The organism is Paralteromonas sediminis, assembly GCF_003820355.1.
Taxonomy (GTDB): Bacteria; Pseudomonadota; Gammaproteobacteria; order Enterobacterales; family Alteromonadaceae; genus Alteromonas_F; species Alteromonas_F sediminis.
Map to the genome: position 1 here is coordinate 1,030,995 of NZ_RPOK01000001.1, position 21,311 is coordinate 1,052,305.

The window sequence follows — 21,311 nt, forward strand, 5'->3', positions numbered from 1 at the left end:
ATAAGGAAACTGTCTAAGCAAACTTAATACGAACTAGAGACTGTAACAGATTCTGTGTAACTGACATTTAGTTAATATGCTTTTCGAAGCGCTCCTCGAACTCAATCATAAAATGACTCATTACCTGACGCCAGTTTCGAATGGGTATCGTCCATTTCTGGCTGGCGGAGGGTGTGGCATTCAATGTTGATGAGAAGGTGCGCTTACAAGCCGATCTCGGCAACACCAATTTTATGATACTACCTAATCATGGTTGATTAACCTGCGGCCCAACCATTGCAGATACGTTCCTGAGAATGTTTATGTTACACCGAGCCTGTGAAATTCAGCTTATGGCTCAAGCATCACCGGCAGAGTAAAAAACCGGGTAGGCGGCCGTGGCGTTATTCAGCACGTCCTTAGTGAATCGAACCAGCGTGGAGTGCTCCAGTGATTGCGCATCGTGAGTACGGTCTCCTTCGTCCAGATAGGCAATCTCACCAATCACGACTCCGGGCATAATGTGGGCCATACTGTATTCATTACCTTGTTCTGTCACCATTGTTTATCAGGATAGAAGTGACGAGCAAGTGCATGAAAAAGCGTTGGCTGGTGTATTTGTTCAAATAGGATTGGTACCAAACAGCCAGTTCCTGAAAGACGTAGTTGATTTGACGTCTTATGGCGAGGTGATTATTGACCATAAATGCCAAACATCACAAAGCGGCATTTTTGCTGCAGGTGACGTAACTACTGTCCCATACAAGCAAATAGTTGTGTCAATGGGTGAGGGTTCAAAAGCGGCATTGGCAGCCTTTGAATATTTGTTAAGTCACGAGGTAGAGGAGGAGGACTTATCTTCTCAATCGACTGAACAGAGCAAAGTCGCTTAGGAAAAGCCGGTGTGTGCTAATCAGCACACACCGTTTTATCGTTAGGCCACTTTAATACGAACAACTTTCATCACCTCAAACTCTATGCCTGCTATTTCTTCGAGTATGGGGTAATAGGTTAAATTAACTCTCGCGCCCTTCAGTGAACGGTAACGTTTTTTGCGTTTAAATTTAAAAGGGACTTCATAGCCATCCAACATTATGGTGTTGACATGCCAGTCATCTTCACTTCTTTGCACATGAGATACTACCTGTACATTTGGCAAGTGAATGAGCTGTTTGTGTTTGGCGAGCATCTTATCTACGTCTGTTTTGGGCATAGGAGTGAATCGCCTTTGTCTTATAGAATGTTTCCATTGTCCTTGTTTGTTGCGTATTGGTTAACTTTAAATTAACTGGTCGGTCCTGTAGACTGAAAAAAACAAAACTGTGGACGTATTATGAGTGATAATTATGTAATCAAAATGTACCAGAAGTGCCTTAAGCTGCCGCTAGGACGCAAGTTGTTCAGTTGGGTGGTTTCGAAAAAGGCGCCTTACTTCGCTACGATTTCTCCCATTGTCACAGACCTGCGAGCCAACCGCTGTGAGGTCGTCTTTAAAAAAACTAAGAAGGTACAAAATCATATAGGCACAGCGCACGTGATCGCTATTTGTAATGGCTTGGAAATGGCGATGGGCTTCATGTGTGAAGCCTCTATTCCAAAAAATTTGCGCTGGATCCCGAAAAGTATGTCCGTTGAATATCCTGCTAAAGCCCCCACGGATATTCGCTGCGTCGCGGAAGTGCCTGCTGATGCCTGGAAGCCCGGCAATTTGGCTGTACCGGTAAAAGCGTATGATACGAGTGATAACATTGTCGTAGAAGGTACAATTACAGTATGGATTAGCGAAAAGAAAGCTTAAATGTAAAGTAGTTGACATTCTTGCTGTTGGACTGCCGTTATGATGACTAAAAATTGTAACGAGTACCTAATAATGACTGAAAAAGAACTACGTAAAGACCTGGCAGCTTGCTATCGACTTGTCGCCCATTATGGCTGGGATGACTTGGTGTTTACGCATATATCCGTGCGCTTACCCGGTGATGAGCCGCAGTTTTTAATCAATCCTTACGGCATGCTGTTTGAAGAAATTACGGCATCAAGCTTGGTCAAAGTTGATATGCAGGGCAACAAGCTTGAAGACAGCGAGTTTCCTGTCAATCCGGCTGGTTTCAATATTCATAGTGCCGTACATGAAGTGCGGCATGATGCACAATGTGTACTGCATCTTCACACCAACGCCGGTGTTGCGGTATCCGCCCAAGCTGAAGGCTTGTTGCCGTTGAGCCAGCAGTCGTTGTTTGCGTTATCTTCATTGAGTTATCACGACTATGAGGGCGTGGCGCTAAATGTTGATGAGAAGGCGCGCTTACAAGCCGACCTTGGCAACACCAATTTTATGATTTTACGCAATCATGGTTTATTAACCTGCGGCCCAACCATTGCAGATACGTTCCTGAGAATGTTTGTATTACAAAGAGCCTGTGAAATTCAGCTAATGGCCCAAGCATCACCCAACTTGGTGTCGGTGCCTCAACCGATTTTAGCAGGCATACAGGCACAAGCTGAGCAAGTCACCAAAGGTTTAGGTGGGCAATTAGCTTGGCCGGGTTTATTGAGACTGTTAGACAGGAAAAATCCAGGTTATGAGGCATAAAGTGCTTCCAGTTTTTCTGGTTGCAGTAAAGTGAGCTTTTTGTATTCGATGGCGATCATTTTGTGTGCTTGCCATCGATTCAAAATTTTACTGATAGACTGGCGTGATACGCCAACCCAGGCCGCTAATTCATGCTGATTGATACTGATCACTCGAAAGCGTGACTGTATGCTTCCCATCGACAAAAGTTTTTTAGCCAGCCGTTGCTCTGGCGACAAGGTTAAAAAATCATCTAGAACAGAGAACGCCTGACGGATATGCATGCAAGCTAAATGTACAATAGCAGAATAAAAAGCCGGGTAGGCGGCAGTGGCGTTATCTAGCACGTCCTTGTTGAATCGAACCAGCGTGGAGCGCTCCAGAGATTGCGCATCGTGAGTGCGGTCTCCTGCGTCCAGATAGGCAATCTCACCAATAACGGCTCCAGGCATAATGTGGGCCATACTGTACTCATTACCTCGCTCTGTCACCCCTGTGGCTTTCATCTTGCCTGCTAATAAGCAGTAGATACCGCAAAAGGCGTCACCTTTGCGATGCAGGTAAGTATATGCGGGTAGGGTGATAACTTCGGCGTGCTGGAGCAGATAAGTTTTGATCTCTGGGTCTAAATAAGAGATAAAACGGCTTTGTTGAAATGCTGCCTGAAGTTCGGGTGTGAGCACAGAATCAAAAATAGCTGAGTGACGTAATACTAATAATTACCATAAAAATGAAACAAAAATAAGGGAATACCTATGCTGGATAGTTTTGTGCGCTTCTACTTGGAAAACGAATACAGTTTCGCTGCTACTCAACTTGCATTAGCCATGCTCGGAATGGGGGCAACCCTTCGCGTTGCTGACTTCGTTCGAGTCGTGCGATTTCCGTTTTCTTTTTTTACGGGCATGGGAGTGCAAATAGTCGGGGTGTTTTTAGTAGTCTTACTGCTTATGAATGTGCTGGATTTGGCTACTGGCTTAGTGATAGGCCTAGCACTTTGTGCCGCGGTACCTGGTGGAACCACATCAAATATCTTCACACACTTGGCGAGGGGAAATACAGCCTTGTCGGTAACACTGACCACAGTATGCAGTATTGCTTGTTTGGTGACAGCCCCAGTTATCTTGGGTTTGCTTCTAGTTTCTGATTTACCCGATGATTTTTCTATGCCCGCTGCAACAATTGCGACAGATATTGTCGTAAATCTGCTTGTTCCACTGGCGCTGGGAATGCTGATTTTGAAGCATTTGCCTAAAGTGGCTGGGCCTGTGTCTGTCTGGTCTATCAGAGTCTCTTTATTGATTATTGTCGGTATCGTGGTTGGTGCAGCAGGAGCGGGGCGACTTGACCTAGCTGCGTTTGGTATGGGTAATTTTGCCATTATAGTTGCGTTTATCATGGGGTTACTTGTGATGTCTACTCTAGTCCCTATTTTATGTAAAAGAGAGGGCAAGGACGTCATGGCCATCACTATGGAAGTGACTGTCAGAAATATTAATTTAGGCTTACTAATCCACGTTGCCTTATTTGCGGGGGGGAATTATCCAGAGCAGGTGGCAAATCAGGCGTTATTGGCAATGTTGTTGTACGGGGCTCTGCAAATGTTGTTATGTATACCAGTGATCATTGTTGGGCGGTTTTGCTTTAAGGCGTAAATCTCAGCCAAATGAAGCGTGTACAAAGCGATTTCTGCCTTGTCCTTTTGCTTTGTACAGTGCCGCATCAGCATGCTCAATGATAGCATCATGACTCCAGATGCTTTGCGTTGAGAACTTGTAAGTAGCTGCTCCAATACTGATGGTCACCACATCACCAACGGTACTCGCCTTGTGCTCTATGGCCATATTTTGTATGGCTTCACGGAGCATTTCCGCTTTCAGTTTTGCACCTGCTTCATCCGTATCAGGCAAGATGCAGATGAATTCTTCACCACCAAAACGCGCACAAAAATCGGTGTTTCTAAGCACGATGCCATTGAGGGTTGTTGCGATTGTTTTTAGGCAAGTATCGCCTTCTCCGTGACCATAATGGTCGTTGTAGTTTTTGAAAAAGTCTACGTCTATCAGTAGGACAGATAGGTGCCATCGTTGTCTGGTGGCATGAGCAATCTCTTTGCCTAGCTGTTTGTCGAAGGCGCGCCGATTCGGAATACCGGTGAGGGGATCGGTTAATGACATATTGAGCAGTGCAATTTCCTGTTGCCTGACTTTTTCAATATACATAGAGAAGGTGTTAGCAAGAGACGCAATCTCGTCTTTGCCTTTTACCGACACCACTTTTTGCGTACCTGTTGCTGCATTGTCGACTTGTTCTTTAAGTGATAGTAATCGAAACACAATACGCCTATGCAGGTAGTAGATGATGACGAGTGTAAGGATAACGGTAAGTGTACCCGCTATAATGGCAATGTTGCTCTGCTGCTCGATTCGTTGCTCCGTTGCCTCCGCGGATTGCTGTGTTTTGTGATACACCAGTCGCGAATTATAGTCTAGGTTACTGGCCACATCTTCGACTAAGTTTTTGACGAAATTACCCCTGCCTCGTGTTCTGCCCTCAAAGCGTAATAACTCAATTTTTTGGTTTACCATACCATTAGAGCCAAGCAGCATGGTCTGCATAGCAGTGACTTTTTCCATGGTGACAGGATTTGATGAAGGCGCTGTTAAAGCAGAATTAAATGCTTGCCCAAGTTGGCTCTCGATGCGTCTGAGTTGGTGCAATCTGTCTTGTTGATCAATTTGAACTGCGAGTAGCATAATGTCTGTTAATTGGCTTTGAGCATGGCCAGTATTACCATTACTCGACCGTATAGCCTGCTGGACAATATCAAAAAACTGCAATTTGGTTTGCTGCAAACTTTGTCCCAAGCGGATCCGTTGCTCTACCATATTATTAAGCTCGTTCAGCTCTTGTCGGAGGGCTGATACCTGAGTGTATAGATAGGTATTTGATTGGTTTTGAGCCAGTTCAGCAGTGTTTAACTGATTCAGTGTTTGCTCAATACGTTCTGTTATTATTCGCCGTGAGGGCTGGTTTACGGCATTAGCCAGGGATATAGTTAATGACATGAGCAGATCAATTTTGTGGCTTATTATGCGCGCTTCGTTGATAGTAGGCACGGTTTCATGAGTGAGTGTATCCAGCGAGTCGTGCACATCACTCAATCGTGTTAGAGTGAATGAGGTTACCAATACAAAAAGCGTTAACATGACAAGTTGTATGTATGAAAACGAACGTATTGTCGACTGCTTGAGCTTAATCGACTTCATGGCATCCCTGCCTTATCCTGAATACGGGAACCCATATCAGTGTCTACGCTGCCGTTAATCCTGATACCCTGAATCACTAAATCTGAAACCAGAATCGACAGTGTTTTTTCCGGATCATCATTGATGCCCTCCGCCAGACTTGTGTAGCCGTCTCCACCGTTAGCCAGGTAGTCGGTGGTAGCCAGTGTATAGGTTTTTTCAGGCTCCAGTGGTGCCTTACCAAGGGTCACCGCAGTGACGCGCTGGCCTGCTTGTTTGGTTGAATCAAAAGAATAGGTCATGCCTGCGACGTGCGGAAAGCTGCCCTTTAAATATTCAACTTGTGATAATCCTGTTTCAAGTGCGTCTTTGATCTGCTCGCCGGTGACCTTGATTCGGGTAAGGGTAGAGCGGAACGGCAATTCTGTGGCTATGTCCCTACGGGTTACAGGAGTACCCGCTTTATAAAATGTGTCACCGCGAATACTGCCGCCATTAATCAACGCAATATCGCTTTGCGCATAGGCTTTCATTGTGTCCACGATAAAATTAGCAAAGCGGTTTTCCTTGCCCCTTACATCAGGTCTGAGGGTAGAGGTGTCATTACCCCAAAAACCGATCCTTTCATCCAGCAGTCGATTCAACCTCAGTTGGTAGCTATCGACTTGCAGTTGGATGCTGGTATTTGCAGCAAATGACATGAGGTCAACTTGGGCTTTATTCAGCAGAGCAATATCATCAGTCGCTAGTTTCATGTCTGCAACTATGGCACTGCCAGGACGCTCAAGTAATAAGTTATTTGGGTGTTTGGCAATGTTTTGGTTTTTTTCCAACAGACGAGTATCTGACATGAAAGCAACGTCGACGATGCCTTGTTCAAGCAAGTCTACTATGAAAGAAAAGGGATAGGAGTAGTGAATTAAAATAACGTCGGCGCCTTGTTGTCTTAATTTATTAGTATGCTCCATGGTCATGACTTGCGGATCCAAAACAGTGATCTTTGGCAACAGGTATTCATCAATAATGCGCTGATTTAAAATCGAAATAATTCCCAGCTTAACCTTGCCCTTTTCAATAAGTGCAGACTTCACAAGTCCATCGGGAGGAATGCCAAACCGTTTGTCGATGACATTGGTAGTCACAATGGGAAAAGCGGCTTCGTAAGCCCTGAGCGACAGTTCATCTTCAAAATAGCTAAACTCTCGTTTAGTCACTGTCATCACATCGGGCTCAAGCGAATTGAGTATGTCGATAATGTGGGCGCCTCTGTCGAAGACTGACATGGCACTGGGGCCAAAAGAGCCGCCACCAAAGACAAAAAAGACGGTGTCGTTTTGCTCCTTGTGTTGATTAATAAGAGTCTTCAGTTCGGCATAACGGCCGGAGGCAGGATCAGAAATATCGGGCATATCTGCCGCGAGGATAAGTTTAAAATCCGATGCTTGTACTGCGAATGAGAATAACAGGCTCAAAAAGATCGGTAGTGTGAACCTTGCCTTTAACAACAGCTTTGTCATGTAAACTTGTACCAAAAAGCATATGGGTTAATTAGTGATCAAGCACAGGCGATAGTCAAGCTTGTATGCTTAGCTTAGTGAAAATGTCTGGCCTTAAACGTGAGTTTATCTAGCAGCGGCGATTTGTCTTCAATTCGTCCTGCAATAACATGGGTTACACCACCGTCTCCGCGCTCTAAAATACCGGTGACTTTGACGATGGTAGACTTTAAAAAGTGTTTTTGCTGGTGGCGTGCAGTAGCCAGCCAAACCACAACATTCACATAGCCTGTGTCGTCTTCCAGCGTCATGAAAGTTACCCCCTTTGACGTACCAGGGCGCTGCCTGCCTGTCACTAAACCTACAACACTGACTACTTGCTGGTGGCGTATATTAATGAGCTGATCTGCTGGTGTGTAACGTCCCAGCAGCCCGGCCTCTCTCAATAACTGTACCGGGTGATGATCAAGACTCAGGCGAATAGATTGATAATCTTCGACAAGGCTCTGCATGTCACTGGCTGCGTCGGGCGAAAACGCATCGGCAGGCAGGGCCTCGCTGAGTATGGTTCCCTGATTAGTGGCGGTCATCAAAGACCAACGAGCCTGATACCGGTGTTGTGATAATGCCTTAAACACATTCGCACTGGCGAGCGCCTCAAGCTCATCTTGTCTGATGTTCAATTTCCTGATCTCATCAATACAGGCAAACCCTTTTTCAGAGCGGCATTCACACAGTTTCATAGCGGTGGCTTCAGACAAGCCTTTTACCTGCCTAAAACCAAGACGAATGGCCCATTCCTGTTGGTGGTATTCGAGCGTGTGATCATACACAGACTGATTGATACAAATAGGTAATATGTGAATATGGTGTCGTTTGGCATCTTCAATTAACTGGGCTGGCGCGTAAAAGCCCATTGGCCAGCTGTTCAACAGCCCCACATAAAACGCCGCGGGGTAGTAGTGCTTTAACCACGAGGAAACGTAAGCCAATACCGCAAAAGAAGCCGCATGCGATTCTGGAAAACCATAAGTACCAAAGCCTTTAATTTGTTCAAAAATACGTTGTGCGTAATCGAGTTCGTAGTGGTTAGCCAACATACCTTTGACCAGCTTTTCGCCGTACATTTCCAGCTGACCGTTCTTTTTCCAGGTTCCCATGGCGCGGCGCAACTGGTCGGCTTCACCGCCTGAAAAACCCGCTGCGACCATGGCAATTTTTATCACCTGCTCCTGAAAAATGGGAACGCCATTCGTTCGCCCTAATACCTGCTCAAGGGCTTTAGATGGATAGCGAATGTCGGCAGGATGTTCCCGGTTTTTTAAAAACGGATGTACCATGCCACCCTGAATAGGGCCAGGCCTGACGATGGCGATTTGTATTACCAGATCATAGTAACTCTTAGGCCTGAGCCGAGGCAGCATACTCATTTGTGCCCGCGACTCAATCTGGAATACGCCCACGGTATCCGCTTTTTGGATCATCCGGTATACCTGAGGGTCGTCACGTAAACGAGTGATATCGGGAATTGTCCATTCGTGTTGATAATGCTTAGCGATTAACTGAAACGATTTACGGATAGCCGTTAACATGCCTAATGCTAGTACATCGACTTTGAGTAAACCCAAGCTTTCAAGGTCGTCCTTGTCCCATTGGATCACACTGCGATCGGCCATGCTGGCGTTTTCTACAGGTACCAGTTCATACAAAGGGCCTGACGCAATCACAAACCCTCCCACGTGCTGTGAAAGGTGGCGGGGGAACCCTCGTATTTGCTCGACCAAACTGGTGAAGTGCTGGCTGAGTGTGGCATTGGCATCAAGGCCCAGCGTTTGTATTTGCGTTTGCCAGCTTAGGTCTCTGTCTCTGTGATTAATATTTTTAATGAAATAGTCTAACTGGGTTTCCTTTATACCCAGTGCTTTACCTACCTCTCGCAATGCGCTTTTTGTTCGGTAGCTCACGACGGTAGCTGCCAGTGCAGTACGGTGACGCCCGTATTTTTGATAGATATACTGAATGACTTCTTCCCGTCGTTCGTGCTCAAAATCTACGTCAATATCTGGTTCTTCATCGCGTTCTTTAGAGATAAAGCGCTCAAACAGCAAATCGGCCTGACGGGGGTCAACAGCGGTAATTTCTAGGCAGTAGCAGACAATAGAATTAGCTGCCGAGCCGCGACCCTGATAGAGAATATGTCGCGATTTGGCAAACTGTACGATGTCATACACGGTAATAAAAAAGTGCTCATAGCGCTTTAGTGCAATAAGCTTAAGTTCTTTCTCTATGGTAGGTAGTATGTGCGGGTAGTCATCCAGACCATAAGGAAAACGCGTCTTTATACCCTGTTCAACTAACTGCCGTAAGTACGAGGTGGGTGTGTGCCCATTGGGTATCAGCTCTGCAGGATACTGATAACGCAGCTCACTCATGCAAAACGTACAGCGCTTAGCAATAGCCACAGATTCATCAAGCCATTTGCGTGGAAATAAGTGCGCTAGTTTGTCTAATGAGCGCAGTGAGCGCTCCCGGTTAGGCAGTAAGTGGCGTCCCAGACTGGCTACGGGTGTACCCTCGCGTATTGCACACAGTGTATGCTGTAGCGGCAAGCGGTCAGGGTGGTGCATAAGGACGCCGCCGCATGCAGTGACGGGTAATGTATATGCCTGACTCAACTTCTCACAATGCGCTAAGTAATCTGATTCATTCGCCGTTAAGTGCCGTTGGCAGCCTATCCACAAACGCTCCTGACATACAGCCGTTAACTGTTCTGCCCAGGCGTTATCGCGCGCTTCATTGCCTTGAGGGAGCCAAATAAGCAAACATTGTTTGAACGTGCGTATATCCCAAAACGTTAGCTCATATTGGCCTTTAGGTGAACGTCGCCTTGCATTGGTGATCACGCGGCACATTTCGGCATAGGCGGTGTGAGTCGGACACAACACAACCAAGCGCAATCCGTCTGATAAGGTAAACAGGCTGCCTACAATGAGTTTGATTGTAAGGCTCTTTTCTTTAATTGCTGTGTACGCTCTGGCGACACCGGCCACTGAGCATTCGTCGGTAATAGCAATGGCTTGATAGCCCAACAAATGCGCTTGCTCTACCAACTCTTCAGGGTGGGATGCGCCAGTTAGAAAAGAGAAATTACTTTGACAAAAAAGTTCAGCGTAGGAATGCATAGTTCAACTGAATATACCGTGTAGATACCACTGCTGTTGTGGTGTTCGAAATACCCAATACCATTGTCCTGCATGGTTGCGGGCGATAAAGTAATCACGCTCAGCGGGTGCATCGTCCCACCATCCTGTTTGTATTCGCTCTGGTCCGTGCTCTATGGTCACTTTTTCGGTCAAAGGCACAGGGTGGGGCAGTAAAAAAGACGGGCGCAGCGGGTAGGCTGAAACAGCGCTGGCGGGTGTGTTCAGTGAATTAACCTGTAGACTGTGTTTTTCCGGACGATGATCATTACCTAACCGAGGCGAGAATACCGCGTTTTCACCCACTTTGGCTTGCAGCATAGACAAAAGTTGTAAACGACTGAGCTCACCTTGCTTAGTTGTAAATAAATCAGGTCTTTCCGGCTGGCGAATATAAGCCTTTTCTGCGTGTAAAGTCATACCGGTTACAGGGGCAGTGAGTGACAGTTTTTCAAGCTGTAGTGATACCAGGTTTTTCCACATAGCCGCGCGGTATTCACCCTGTTGTGCGCCCACGTATACAGACAACTCGGGCGCGTCGCGCAGGTGGAGCGTAAAGCAGATTTGTGTAGTCAGCTTATCGCGCAAACGCAAAAAGCGCTCTAATGCATCCAGTAGGTGGGTGATGGGTGTTAATAGACGCTGACTATCGGTTATTTCATACAAGAGTTCCTTATAATGATGGAAGTGGGGTTCAGGATGATAAAACGACACAGGGTGAGGCAATAATCCCATGACTCGACCCAGATAATCCGCCATGTCATGACTAAAACGTTTGGCGATATCCGGTAAGGGTATCGCCATTAATTCCCCCAAGTGTTGTATACCTATTCGGTTAAGCTTTTGAACACTTTTGTTATCTAAGTCGGTCAGACGTAATGCACACTTTTTAAGTGCCGACGTTATTTTTTCATTATCGTCAGAAATATGATGCCAGCCTTGTAATGCGAGCAACTTTGCTGCCAACGGGGTATGCCCTGTTGCATAGTGGTAAGTAAACTCAAGCGCTGTGAGCTGATGTTGTAGTGCTAGCCAGTAGTGCTTTAGACCCTGATACAGATTAAGCATAGTATGCGCGCGAATAAGTAAGCCGGAGGGCCCTGAAAAGCTAATATCGCTGGTGATGTGATAAAGGTGATGAGCGATTTCTTTCAATGTATCCCGCTCTGACTTTTCTTCATAAGGCAATACCTGCAGTGCTTCACATAAAGCGGCTGCAGCGCCTAGGTTCATGTGTTTACGAATGCCGCTTTCGTATGCCGCCGGACTCATTTGCACCACTTGCATACGTGATGTTTCAACAATAATGACCGCTTCTTCCTGCGTTTGTTGCTTCAACAGACTGTCTAACTGCAGCTGTGGAAAGTGCAGGTATAACCACAAGCCCTGCATTAGCCTAACTGTTCTTTAAACCCGTGATAATCTGGCGTCGCATTTGCTGATTGCGTGAGCTTTGGCCAGCGCGATTGATAACTCAGCGTAAACGGTGGCACAGGCCAGCTGCCTATACGCTTGGTTATATTCACCTTTATGCCTTCAGAAGCAGGTTCAAGGGAAAGTGCCAGTGAAACCGGCAGCCCGGCCGTAGCGTGTTGCTGAGCATGAAAGGTAAACAGTACCGAGCAGCCTTGTTGGGCGGCAAGCTGAAAACGTTTCACCTGGTGATGTTGTAGTTTTTCTGGCCACATGAGTACGCAGGCACAGCAACCACTTTTCAGGCATTGTTCGGCACACCATAATTGCGACTGATGTGCATTGACGTTGACAATCAGTACATCGGTTAGATCAATCCCCTGTTCATGTAAGAACTCAGCATTGACCGGGTAAGGCGGTGTAATGATAATCATTAAGCGCTTATTCTGTGTATTGCGCAAAGCCAGAGCCGGCAGCAAAAGGCGAAGCTCTCCGATACCGCTCAGGCTATTTATTGACACTACTCCACTTTCGGGCCAGCCACCGCTAAGCGCATCATCTAACTCGGTAAACCCCGTAGCGAGTGACGGCGGCTGCATAAGCGGAGCCTGCTTTGCCGACCACACGAGACGTTTTTTATGTAATGAAGCAAGTAATGTATTCATACTTAATACTGTATGTATGTACAGTAAAAAGTCAAATGAAATGTGCATAATAATATTTGTGCTTTCAGCACAATTCATGATCTCAATCAAAGCAGTAAAACCGATGGTTCAGGATACTGACGGCATTGGTAACACACCCAGAGAAAAGAAAATGACCATAGAAAAACACGACTTGCTGCACGAATTTCCCGACCACCATCACACTATCCGTCACTTAAAAATGCACGACAATCACTTTGCTAAATTATTTAATCAGTACAATGAATTAGATCAGGAAGTCAGGCACATTGAAGAAGGTATTACCGCTAAGTCTGATGAATACTTGGAAACATGCAAAAAAGTGCGAGTAAAGTTAAAAGACGAACTTTTTGGCATGATCAAACAAACGGAAGCAACGCTGTAAACTATTGCTCAACAGCTCCCTCGTTTAAAGCCACGCAACCGCGTGGCTTTTTTAATGCCTAAAATTCTTACTTGATATATGAATTATCATATATATGATAATGCGCATATGAAATGTGAGTGTGTTCATGCTGTCTCCTTTAACCTTCTATAAATGTCTTGCCGAGGAAACCCGACTCAAGAGTGTATTACTCATTTGTAAATATGACGCCTTGTGTGTTTGTGATTTGCAGGTTGCATTGGGGATGACTCAGCCAAAGGTATCCAGGCATTTGGCTGAACTTAGAAAGTGTGGACTCCTAAGCGATGAGCGGCGGGGAAAATGGGTGTATTACCGGCTTCATGACAAATTACCAGATTGGGCCAGAGACGTATTGCACATCACAGTAAGCAAGCAATCCGATTATTTAGCAGGCAGCGTGCAATTGCTGTCTTTATCCAAAACGCAGTGTTGTGAGTCGTAGCATGAAAATTTTATATATTTGCACCCATAATCGTTGCCGCAGTATTTTGTCTGAAGCGGTAACGAACCATTTAAGTCAGGGCAGCATAGAGGCAAAAAGTGCAGGTAGCCAGCCCGTGGGTGAAGTGCACCCTTTGTCTCTTAAATACCTGGCTGAAGCAGGCATTGCTACGGAAGGGCTAACCAGCCAGTCGTGGGATGAGTTTGAAGACTTTGCGCCTGATATTGTGGTAACCGTGTGTGATTCTGCCGCTGGCGAGGCGTGTCCGGTGTGGTTTGGCAAAACACTGAAAGTACATTGGGGGTTGGAAGACCCTTCAAAGCTCACAGGCAGTGAGGAGGATATCGCCAATGCGTTTCGTCAGACGATCGCCATCATCCAGCAACGTGTGGAGGCGCTGATTAAAATCACACACCTCAAACGTGCGGACTGGGCCGAGGCTTTGGCAACATTAGGGGCTAAGTAATGACAGTGAATAACGAAACTCTGCCTAATATTGATAACGAGCAGTTGCGTATTCCAGATGTGCAACAGTTCACGTTGGGAGCATCTTCACACAAGCCCAGAATTCTGCTGTTATACGGTTCACTGCGAAAACGTTCATTTAGCCGTCTGGTGATTGAAGAGTGCCAGCGTTTGCTCGTTGAAATGGGCGCAGAGGTGAAGATATTTAATCCTGAAGGCCTGCCTTTGCCTGACAGTGAAGATGACTCTCATCCCAAAGTACAAGAATTACGTGAGCTGGTGGTATGGTCAGAAGGGCAGGTATGGTGTTCACCCGAACGCCACGGCTCAATGACCGGTATCATGAAAGCACAGATCGACTGGATCCCCTTGTCTTTGGGCGCGGTCAGACCAACACAGGGAAAAACACTGGCAGTGATGCAGGTAGAGGGTGGCTCGCAGTCGTTTAATGTGGTTAATCAACTGAGAGTATTGGGACGATGGATGCGTATGCTAACTATCCCCAATCAGTCATCAGTGGCAAAAGCGTTCCTGGAGTTTGATGACAATGACCGAATGAAGCCGTCGGGATACTACAATCGCATTGTGGATGTAATGGAAGAACTCATGAAATTCACATTGCTTACCCGTGATAACAAAGACTATCTGGTCGACCGTTACTCAGAGCGTGTAGAAAGTGCTGAACAGCTGATGAAGCGGGTGAATCAGCGTTCGTTGTAGTCCTTGCTGAAGGGGAGCGTTAGCCCTTACCAAATACGGTAATTTGTTTGGCTGACGCTATAATATTATTCCCGCCGTCGAAGATATTGTCGGCGGTTTTGTTAACAAATACGCCCTGAACCCAGCTTTCAACTTCCACTACTAACGATTGCAAGAACTCTAAGCAAAACCCTTTGAGTTGCTGCTCAGTTAAATGCGGCAAGCAATCGGCCACCTGTGTGAGTGCCAGTGCCACATCGGTAAATTCAATCAGGAAGAAGATACCGTCAGACACTTCCCGCAATTTTCCTGAGATGGCTTCTATCAATTCTTTTTGGGCAGGGTTGCTGCTCAGCGCGTTCACTTCCTCTTCTAAATCTGTGATGCATTCAAGCATATTGTACAACTCAGACTCGGTTAATCGCTCTTCAGTCAGGTAGTCTTTGGCTGACATGGCCTTTTGCACGGGGCCGGTGTCGTCATCGTCGAAGCCGTCATCAATATCAAAGAAAAGGTCATCATCGTCGTCAGCACTGTGTGTGTAAAGCTTTGCACTGTCTTTAAGTTCTTCAATTAAGGGCTTACTGCGCGCTTTAACGTCTTCTGGTGCAACTTTGCCATGGGACAAATCACTGATCAGCTCACGCACATGTTCATTCACGTCTTTAAGCTGCTTCATGGCATTGAACGCCTGTGTTAGATCACGCTGAATCGACACGAAAAAGATAATGTTATTGTCTTCATCGTGAATGGGCGAAATATCCCATTCCAGAGGATAACAAGAGCCGTCCTTACGGTAATTGTATGACATGCCCCTAAAATAGCCCGATGTTTTAAGGCTTTCTGACAACTTGGCTAACGTTTCTTTATTGCTTTTGGGGCCTTGAAAAATTTTCGGTGTATTGCCGACAAGTTCGGCTAATTCGTAGCCCGTTAATTTACAGAACGCCTTATTGGCGTAGATGATTTTATAGCCGCCATCTAAGGTTCCTGCATCGGTAACAATAATAGGTGAGATAGTCCGTGATAACAGCTGCTTTAACATTTCCAAAGGTTTTGCACCTGATAAAAATGTTGAAAGGAACAGCATTTCTTCTAATTCATAATCCATAACTTCTAACTCTCACCACTTAATGAATGTCAGTAATTTGCTTAAACTTTTAACAAGGCTCAATAGTTAAAAACAAGGTTAGCAGCTTTTGCCGAGTTAAGTAATGATGCCTTAGGAATAACTCAACATACCTAATTCTTTGACACTTAAAACACACATGCCATATCCTATTTCAGTATTATAAACAAAAGGATCTTGTTTCATGCAAAAGCAAGGAAAGCTTTTTATGGCAGTCATCATATTAGTGATTAATGCCGTATTGATGGACTATTGGTTTAACGACCGTGTCTTTTTCCTCAACGTAAAGCGTTTTATCGATGAAGTGGCCACTCCAATTGATAGCGGTCAAAAAAAAGCATCCACAGAAGACCACGTAGAAACTAAAAGCCCCACTGTTAGAGAGACTTCAGCGCGTGAACTGAACAAACTGCTACCACATGACATTGGACACTTTAGTGGCGGTGTTAATTGCAAGTCTGGCAGTCATCAACCTGGAAAAACAATTTATCAGTGGCGTGATGGAAACGGTGTTATTAATCTGAGTAACCGAAAAAAGCCACCAATGGCAGATGTGCAGGTAGTGGGGCAGGTTAAAACAGAGGATCTTAGTATCAACATCTACGGTGATACGCCGCCGAACGGATTTCGCGAACGCGTGATCACGCGTATTCACCATGCGAAACGCTTTTTTGGTGAGGTGACCGATAAACGGCTCATTCAGCCTGTTGATATTAAAATACGGTTGTTTAATGACAAGAACCGATATAGTGATTTTCGTGAACGCGTGTCGCCCTCACTAGGTAACACGAACGGTTTTTACCGCAGTGGTGTGAATGAATCCTATGTATACCTTAATAATTTTGATCAAGGCACTAAAACTGCGGTGCATGAAGCTATGCACTCCATAAACCGCGCCTGGTTTGGCAGTATGTCCCGCTGGTTAAACGAGGGAATGGCTGAAGTCGCCGAAACAACGCTTGAACCCTCAGAGTCACCCTGGATACAGTATGTAAAAGGTAAACACCGTATACCACTTTCTAGGCTCTTTTCGTCATCAGATCCCGAATGGGCTAGCACTGAAAATGCGCAGTTCTATGCAACCAGTTGGGCCATAGTCTCTTTTTTTAAAACACATTATGAAACCGGGTTGGCGAGGCTATTGCTGATTGAATCTGAAAACGGTTGCAATACGGTTCAACCCGCCGATATTGAAAAGGCTTTCAATAAAAGTATTGAGCAAATAGAGCAGGAGTTTTTGCTGTGGCTGGTTCGGCAGGTGGCGTAGCTTTCGCAGGTAGCAAAGTAAATAGCAAAATTACCCAAAAGGCATAATACTCTGCAAAGACGAAGAGTGACTTGTAAAGGCCATAAATGACAGTAGCGTTGCCGTTGTACAAAAAATTGATTTTACTCTATCGCATTGAACCTGGGTGTTTAGGGCCTGAAGGGGGAGAGCATGTAGAGGCATTTTGTGACTTTGCTCGCAAAAAGCTAAAAGACAAGCACAAACACTTTATGCGATGGACAATTAAGCCTCGCTACGACAAAGGCTTGCCGGAGCTTGAATTTCAAATTAAAAATGCACCGATATCGCGGGAACAAGCGGCTAAGTTCATGGTCGCGTTCGATGTTAATATCAATGCTTTTGAAGAGCAGCTAGAAGAAGAATTAGCGCAACTTGTCGATGATTTCTTTGAGCGTTGAGTGCAGGTAGCACAAGGCTACCTAATCCATACTTTTTGTTACACGTTACCTTCCATAAAATACAGCATTTTGTGCTTCTGAATTTCCGGTCACAATATCGGGCTTGCCATCGCCGTTGATGTCGCCGATGGCTAGGGCGTAGGTTGCTGCATCTTCGCTGTCAAAGACCGCGTTTTTGGTGAGTTTTCCAGTGCCGTCATTCAGATATACTTCGTTAGCCCCTTTCACGTTTGCGACAACAACATCCATATCGCCGTCACCATCGAGATCTGCCGTTTCGATAGCATAGGAACGTTCGTTTCCACCGAAGTAGACCTCTTCGCTAAAATTACCATCACCTAAGTTAAATACCACACTATTTTCAGTACCGATGTTGGCTGTGACTATATCCATCATACTATCGTCATTAAGATCAACAACCGCAACACCTCGTGTATCATCACGTCCACTGCCATAGGGTATCTTTTGTTCGAACCTCAGATCGCCAGTACCTAAAAGGATAAAGTTTTTCTGGCCATCCCGGTTTGCAAGCACCAAATCAACCCACTCATCACCATTCATATCGGCAACATCGACATCCAAGGTACTGTCGTCTAGAGAACCAAACGTACCAGCTTGAACTAAACCGCCATTGCCATCATTAAGAAAAATATTATTGGGCGTACCACGGCAAATTTCTAATACATCAAGTGCGCCGTCACCATTCAGGTCGGCAACGGTTATGCTGCGAGTATTCGAAAGCGCGGAACCAAAATCACGCACTTTTGCAAAGCCAGCCTGCCCGTCGTTTAGATATAATTTATTTGCAGCCCGATCGACAGCAATGATTGCATCCAAATCACCATCATTATCAATATCTGCTAGTTCAACACGATAACCTGTTGTTTCCTCATGGCCGAGTACCACGCGCTTTGAATAGCCTCGGTTGGAAGCATTCAGATAAACATAGCTGGCCTGAGGCCAGTGACGCCCATTCGACTCCACAAGGTCAAGGTCGCCATCGCCGTCTAAGTCACCAACTGCAACGCCTGCGGTAATAAAGGACTCCATTGAAATGGGGTAAGCGCGCCGATTTTCATACAGGGCGTCTGGTTTAGCCAACGCATGTGACGAAAGGGTGGCTGCCATAACCAAACCGAGTATCTTAGGGTTCACAATGTAGTCCTCGTTTTTAAACTTCAAATAGTGCCTCTAAATATCAGCCCAGACGCTTCAGCAGACCAAACGCAAAATAATGTAAAGTACCTTTTACTCAATGCTTTCAGGCATTATATAGCAGGCCTAATGTGCTTTTATTATTGTGTTTACTTGCAAATTCAATGGGTGTCAAACCATAACACACTAGTTTGTTATTAATTATTCTCACGCTGAGTCGATATTTTTTTAGCATTCTGCGTAAATCAAATTTCGAACTCGATTTAATATTTTCACATAACCTACCTGCTAATTGTTCACTTTGTTTACCTATACCTGCTTTTACAGGAGTGCTAACAACGCCTACTGTCATTGCGAACACAAACGTTGCTCGACAAATTAATTTTTTCACAATTGCTCCTCTCTACTTGTTATTGGCAATTTTAGTGGAGGGCAATAACAGCTTTGCGAACTATGGGACCAACTGAGCGTGCCAGTATCTGAGCGCCCCATTTCATATGCTATGAGCATGTGCAAATTATCTTCAGATATGAAGTACAGTCCTATCTAACTTGTAAGGGTAACTAAGAAAGTTTTATCAGGATTGAAAGCTTATGATTCTTCGATAGATTTAATCGTCATTTTACAGCCATAACTCTCTTTATCTTGTCGACATGAAGCGTTGAGCATTTCAGCGCAAATATCTGGCATGGTCTGGATAATAAAAGCCGTATCTTTTCTACTTAATCCATCACTGTCTTCTATGTAGCCATTTATCATATTGGTAAAGCACTTTTCATAAACCAATTGCAGTTTATGATCATTAAAAAGAGTTTTAGGCGAAACACCAAAATCACTCGCTGAATACTGTGGCCCACTTGAACGTGAATTAAGATGATTCACGGTAATCACCACTAATATTACTACCAGTAAAGCTGCAATTTTTTTCATTTATAAAATACCCATAGTTCGCATCAAGCTGTCGATTGTTATAAGAAGTAGCAACGGAACGCTTAGTCTTCCGTTTTAGCTTGTGCACCAACTTTATCCACAAAAGTAAAGCGACAAAAAACACTGGGTTCATTTCAACGTTGCCGTATGTCAACTGCACAATCAGAGGTGTTGTTTGGATGATTTGTTTCCTCTGCAAAGCTCTAAGGCAACTGAATTTAACTGTTGTGGCTGGCTTAACACTTCTGGAGGCTGTTGATTGTGAACCAGCTTATTGCGTGTTCGGTGGGCTAGTGAGATTAAGCAATAGCAAAAATTCAAAGCCATTGCTGTGTTGTTCAGTCGAGGTGTCTATATTTTTTACAGCTTTTGGAATGAGATGGTCGTCAATTGTTGATTTGATTTTGTAACTTATTGTTAATTAGTGTTTATTTATTTTTGGTATGATTAGTGCATTATTTAATTTGTAAAGCTTTTGGCGTCCGCGCTATGTCTAACAAAAGGATTCAGAAATGGTAAATGTAATTACAACTTCGTTAAAGGCACTCGTTGTCTCAACAGTTATAGTGGCAGGTTCTGCAAGTGCCAATATTGTTCCACTATCAATCGATGTTACTGTTCGCGATTTTCATCAAGAGCATGATGACTTTCAGAATAAGATTTCCGGGCTTAGCACAGGCAATGTGGGTAACCAGTTGGTTAATGGTGTTCCTGTTTGGATTGGTGCCAACGACAATACTGATGGTGCGGTGAACAACGCATCTACCTTCTCAACATGGTTTGACGATTGTGACGCTAATACGCCAGATGTAACTTGTGTTGAAGAATACAACGTGCCGATTGATGCGACAGTTGACTTGTTGTTGGGTAAATTGACGTTTGACGACCAATCCTTCTTCCCGCTAGATGCCATTACAGGTACATCGAACGACGGCGACAACTTCAATAACCATAACTACTTTTTCACTGCACAGTTTGGTTTAGATTTGGTTTTCGACCCTAACTTAACCAATACATTTGAGTTTACGGGTGATGATGATGTTTGGGTCTTTATCAACGGTGAGTTAGTCTTAGATCTGGGCGGTGTGCATTCAGCGGTAAATGGTAGCTTTAACATGAATGATGTTGCAGCACAGCAGGGTATCCAAGCTGGCGATTTATATAGCTTTGATTTCTTCTTTGCTGAGCGTCACTACTCAAAGTCAACTGTGAGTATTACTTCGTTTTTAGGTGAACCAGTAAACGAAGTATCTGCGCCTTCGGTTTTTGCCATCATCGGGTTGGGATTATTCACTATGATGATTCGCCGCCGAGCATTGAGTAAGTAAAAAGCAAAACATTGTTGCTCACGGTACTAGTAATTGCGTACCTTGAGCAACAACTCAGGTTCTTTCAACACTGTCTCAAGCACAACTACTTTAGCCTTGCTTTTATTCCACTTCTACAAAAGGCACAAAGCCACCAAAGATCATACGTTTGCCATCAAAATCCATGGCGATATCCTTAAAACGCTCATCTTGTTCACACTTTGCCCAAGCTTCATCACGTGTTGCCTTGTCGGGCCAGATTGACCAGGAAAAAACCACAGTTTCATTGGCTTCACACTTTACCGCCATGGGCATAGAGGTCACTTTTCCGTCTGGCACTTCGTCACCCCAGCATTCCTTGGCGCTGAGCATGCCGAACTCCTCTTTCCAAATTTTCAGCATCATGCGTGATGTCGCCGCGTATTTTTCTTTGTTTTCATTGGGCACTGCCAACATGAATCCATCGATATAAGCCATCGGTCTGTTTCCCTTAAGTGATTG

The 21,311-nt window shown here is 45.0% G+C and carries 23 protein-coding genes and 2 pseudogenes; 12 read left to right on the plus strand and 13 right to left on the minus strand.

Features of this window, described 5'->3' with window-relative positions; translation table 11 throughout:
• Positions 1 to 164 precede the first annotated feature (164 nt).
• Positions 165 to 347 (plus strand): annotated as a pseudogene (locus DRW07_RS18430) (class II aldolase/adducin family protein); the annotation flags it as partial.
• On the opposite strand, the gene DRW07_RS04665 reads toward DRW07_RS18430, so the two are convergent.
• A complete protein-coding gene (locus tag DRW07_RS04665) occupies positions 338 to 541 on the minus strand; it encodes a cyclic nucleotide-binding domain-containing protein (RefSeq protein ID WP_124026693.1) in 204 nt (67 codons plus the stop codon). The pseudogene DRW07_RS18430 and the gene DRW07_RS04665 sit on opposite strands and share 10 nt — an antisense overlap.
• On the opposite strand from DRW07_RS04665, the pseudogene DRW07_RS04670 reads away from it, so the two are divergent.
• Positions 540 to 872 (plus strand): annotated as a pseudogene (locus DRW07_RS04670) (FAD-dependent oxidoreductase); the annotation flags it as partial. The gene DRW07_RS04665 and the pseudogene DRW07_RS04670 overlap by 2 nt on opposite strands.
• Positions 873 to 913: 41 nt before the next feature.
• Here DRW07_RS04670 and DRW07_RS04675 read toward each other — a convergent pair.
• A complete protein-coding gene (locus tag DRW07_RS04675; RefSeq protein ID WP_124026695.1) occupies positions 914 to 1,192 on the minus strand; it encodes a hypothetical protein in 279 nt (92 codons plus the stop codon).
• A 120-nt stretch (positions 1,193 to 1,312) separates the two neighbouring features.
• On the opposite strand from DRW07_RS04675, the gene DRW07_RS04680 reads away from it, so the two are divergent.
• Both DRW07_RS04680 and DRW07_RS04685 read left to right on the plus strand, forming a co-directional pair.
• Positions 1,313 to 1,777: a hotdog fold domain-containing protein gene (locus DRW07_RS04680; protein ID WP_124026696.1), complete on the plus strand. Its 465-nt coding sequence runs from the start codon at positions 1,313 to 1,315 to the stop codon at positions 1,775 to 1,777.
• 72 nt (positions 1,778 to 1,849) lie between these two features.
• Positions 1,850 to 2,572, plus strand: coding sequence for a class II aldolase/adducin family protein (locus DRW07_RS04685; protein WP_205665354.1), 723 nt, complete (start codon positions 1,850 to 1,852; stop codon positions 2,570 to 2,572).
• Here DRW07_RS04685 and DRW07_RS04690 read toward each other — a convergent pair.
• Entirely contained in the window at positions 2,560 to 3,234 is a 675-nt protein-coding gene (locus tag DRW07_RS04690; protein ID WP_124026697.1) for a Crp/Fnr family transcriptional regulator, read from the minus strand. The genes DRW07_RS04685 and DRW07_RS04690 overlap by 13 nt on opposite strands.
• Positions 3,235 to 3,306: 72 nt before the next feature.
• Between DRW07_RS04690 and DRW07_RS04695 the strand changes: the two genes are divergently transcribed.
• Positions 3,307 to 4,206 carry a bile acid:sodium symporter family protein gene (locus DRW07_RS04695; protein WP_124026698.1) on the plus strand — a complete coding sequence of 300 codons (900 nt, stop codon included), beginning with the start codon at positions 3,307 to 3,309 and terminating at the stop codon, positions 4,204 to 4,206.
• Positions 4,207 to 4,209: 3 nt separating this feature from the next.
• On the opposite strand, the gene DRW07_RS04700 is transcribed toward DRW07_RS04695, so the two are convergent.
• The 5 genes from DRW07_RS04700 to imuA form a co-directional block, all read right to left on the minus strand.
• Positions 4,210 to 5,820 (minus strand): diguanylate cyclase, encoded by a 1,611-nt coding sequence (locus DRW07_RS04700; protein ID WP_124026699.1) that lies wholly within the window; start codon positions 5,818 to 5,820, stop codon positions 4,210 to 4,212.
• Positions 5,817 to 7,316, minus strand: coding sequence for a bifunctional metallophosphatase/5'-nucleotidase (locus DRW07_RS04705; protein ID WP_124026700.1), 1,500 nt, complete (start codon positions 7,314 to 7,316; stop codon positions 5,817 to 5,819). Before DRW07_RS04705 ends, DRW07_RS04700 begins: the two co-directional genes overlap by 4 nt.
• A 74-nt stretch (positions 7,317 to 7,390) precedes the next feature.
• A complete protein-coding gene (locus tag DRW07_RS04710; protein WP_124026701.1) occupies positions 7,391 to 10,477 on the minus strand; it encodes an error-prone DNA polymerase in 3,087 nt (1,028 codons plus the stop codon).
• Positions 10,478 to 10,480: 3 nt separating this feature from the next.
• A complete protein-coding gene (locus tag DRW07_RS04715) occupies positions 10,481 to 11,887 on the minus strand; it encodes a Y-family DNA polymerase (protein WP_124026702.1) in 1,407 nt (468 codons plus the stop codon).
• Positions 11,887 to 12,573, minus strand: coding sequence for a translesion DNA synthesis-associated protein ImuA (gene imuA, locus DRW07_RS04720; protein WP_124026703.1), 687 nt, complete (start codon positions 12,571 to 12,573; stop codon positions 11,887 to 11,889). The genes DRW07_RS04715 and imuA overlap by 1 nt, the downstream gene beginning before the upstream one ends.
• Before the next feature lie 76 nt (positions 12,574 to 12,649).
• Between imuA and DRW07_RS04725 the strand changes: the two genes are divergently transcribed.
• From DRW07_RS04725 to arsH, 4 genes are all read left to right on the plus strand, one after another.
• Positions 12,650 to 12,976 (plus strand): HP1242/YdcH family protein, encoded by a 327-nt coding sequence (locus DRW07_RS04725; RefSeq protein WP_338067751.1) that lies wholly within the window; start codon positions 12,650 to 12,652, stop codon positions 12,974 to 12,976.
• 127 nt (positions 12,977 to 13,103) lie between these two features.
• A complete protein-coding gene (locus DRW07_RS04730) occupies positions 13,104 to 13,439 on the plus strand; it encodes a metalloregulator ArsR/SmtB family transcription factor (RefSeq protein WP_124026704.1) in 336 nt (111 codons plus the stop codon).
• A 1-nt stretch (position 13,440) separates the two neighbouring features.
• On the plus strand, positions 13,441 to 13,905 hold the full coding sequence (locus DRW07_RS04735) for an arsenate reductase ArsC (RefSeq protein ID WP_124026705.1): 465 nt from the start codon (positions 13,441 to 13,443) through the stop codon (positions 13,903 to 13,905).
• Entirely contained in the window at positions 13,905 to 14,624 is a 720-nt protein-coding gene (gene arsH, locus DRW07_RS04740) for an arsenical resistance protein ArsH (protein WP_124026706.1), read from the plus strand. Before DRW07_RS04735 ends, arsH begins: the two co-directional genes overlap by 1 nt.
• A 19-nt stretch (positions 14,625 to 14,643) precedes the next feature.
• On the opposite strand, the gene DRW07_RS04745 is transcribed toward arsH, so the two are convergent.
• The gene (locus DRW07_RS04745) at positions 14,644 to 15,714 is read right to left on the minus strand and encodes a PAS domain-containing protein (RefSeq protein ID WP_124026707.1); all 1,071 of its coding nucleotides are present in this window, start codon (positions 15,712 to 15,714) and stop codon (positions 14,644 to 14,646) included.
• Positions 15,715 to 15,940: 226 nt separating this feature from the next.
• On the opposite strand from DRW07_RS04745, the gene DRW07_RS04750 reads away from it, so the two are divergent.
• Both DRW07_RS04750 and DRW07_RS04755 read left to right on the plus strand, forming a co-directional pair.
• Positions 15,941 to 16,999: a DUF4124 domain-containing protein gene (locus tag DRW07_RS04750; protein WP_124026708.1), complete on the plus strand. Its 1,059-nt coding sequence runs from the start codon at positions 15,941 to 15,943 to the stop codon at positions 16,997 to 16,999.
• 86 nt (positions 17,000 to 17,085) lie between these two features.
• The gene (locus DRW07_RS04755) at positions 17,086 to 17,418 is read left to right on the plus strand and encodes a hypothetical protein (protein ID WP_124026709.1); all 333 of its coding nucleotides are present in this window, start codon (positions 17,086 to 17,088) and stop codon (positions 17,416 to 17,418) included.
• Positions 17,419 to 17,463: 45 nt separating this feature from the next.
• Here the strand turns inward: DRW07_RS04755 and DRW07_RS04760 are convergent, their stop codons facing one another.
• From DRW07_RS04760 to DRW07_RS04770, 3 genes are all read right to left on the minus strand, one after another.
• Positions 17,464 to 18,573, minus strand: coding sequence for an FG-GAP repeat domain-containing protein (locus DRW07_RS04760; protein ID WP_124026710.1), 1,110 nt, complete (start codon positions 18,571 to 18,573; stop codon positions 17,464 to 17,466).
• Between the two features lie 106 nt (positions 18,574 to 18,679).
• Positions 18,680 to 18,964 (minus strand): DUF3718 domain-containing protein, encoded by a 285-nt coding sequence (locus DRW07_RS04765; RefSeq protein WP_124026711.1) that lies wholly within the window; start codon positions 18,962 to 18,964, stop codon positions 18,680 to 18,682.
• Between the two features lie 200 nt (positions 18,965 to 19,164).
• Positions 19,165 to 19,503: a hypothetical protein gene (locus DRW07_RS04770; protein ID WP_124026712.1), complete on the minus strand. Its 339-nt coding sequence runs from the start codon at positions 19,501 to 19,503 to the stop codon at positions 19,165 to 19,167.
• A 512-nt stretch (positions 19,504 to 20,015) separates the two neighbouring features.
• On the opposite strand from DRW07_RS04770, the gene DRW07_RS04775 reads away from it, so the two are divergent.
• Positions 20,016 to 20,831, plus strand: a complete 816-nt coding sequence (locus tag DRW07_RS04775) for a fibro-slime domain-containing protein (RefSeq protein WP_124026713.1) — start codon at positions 20,016 to 20,018, stop codon at positions 20,829 to 20,831.
• A gap of 102 nt (positions 20,832 to 20,933) precedes the next feature.
• On the opposite strand, the gene DRW07_RS04780 is transcribed toward DRW07_RS04775, so the two are convergent.
• Complete coding sequence (locus DRW07_RS04780) at positions 20,934 to 21,287, minus strand: DUF1428 domain-containing protein (RefSeq protein ID WP_124026855.1); 354 nt, start codon at positions 21,285 to 21,287, stop codon at positions 20,934 to 20,936.
• Positions 21,288 to 21,311 lie beyond the last annotated feature (24 nt).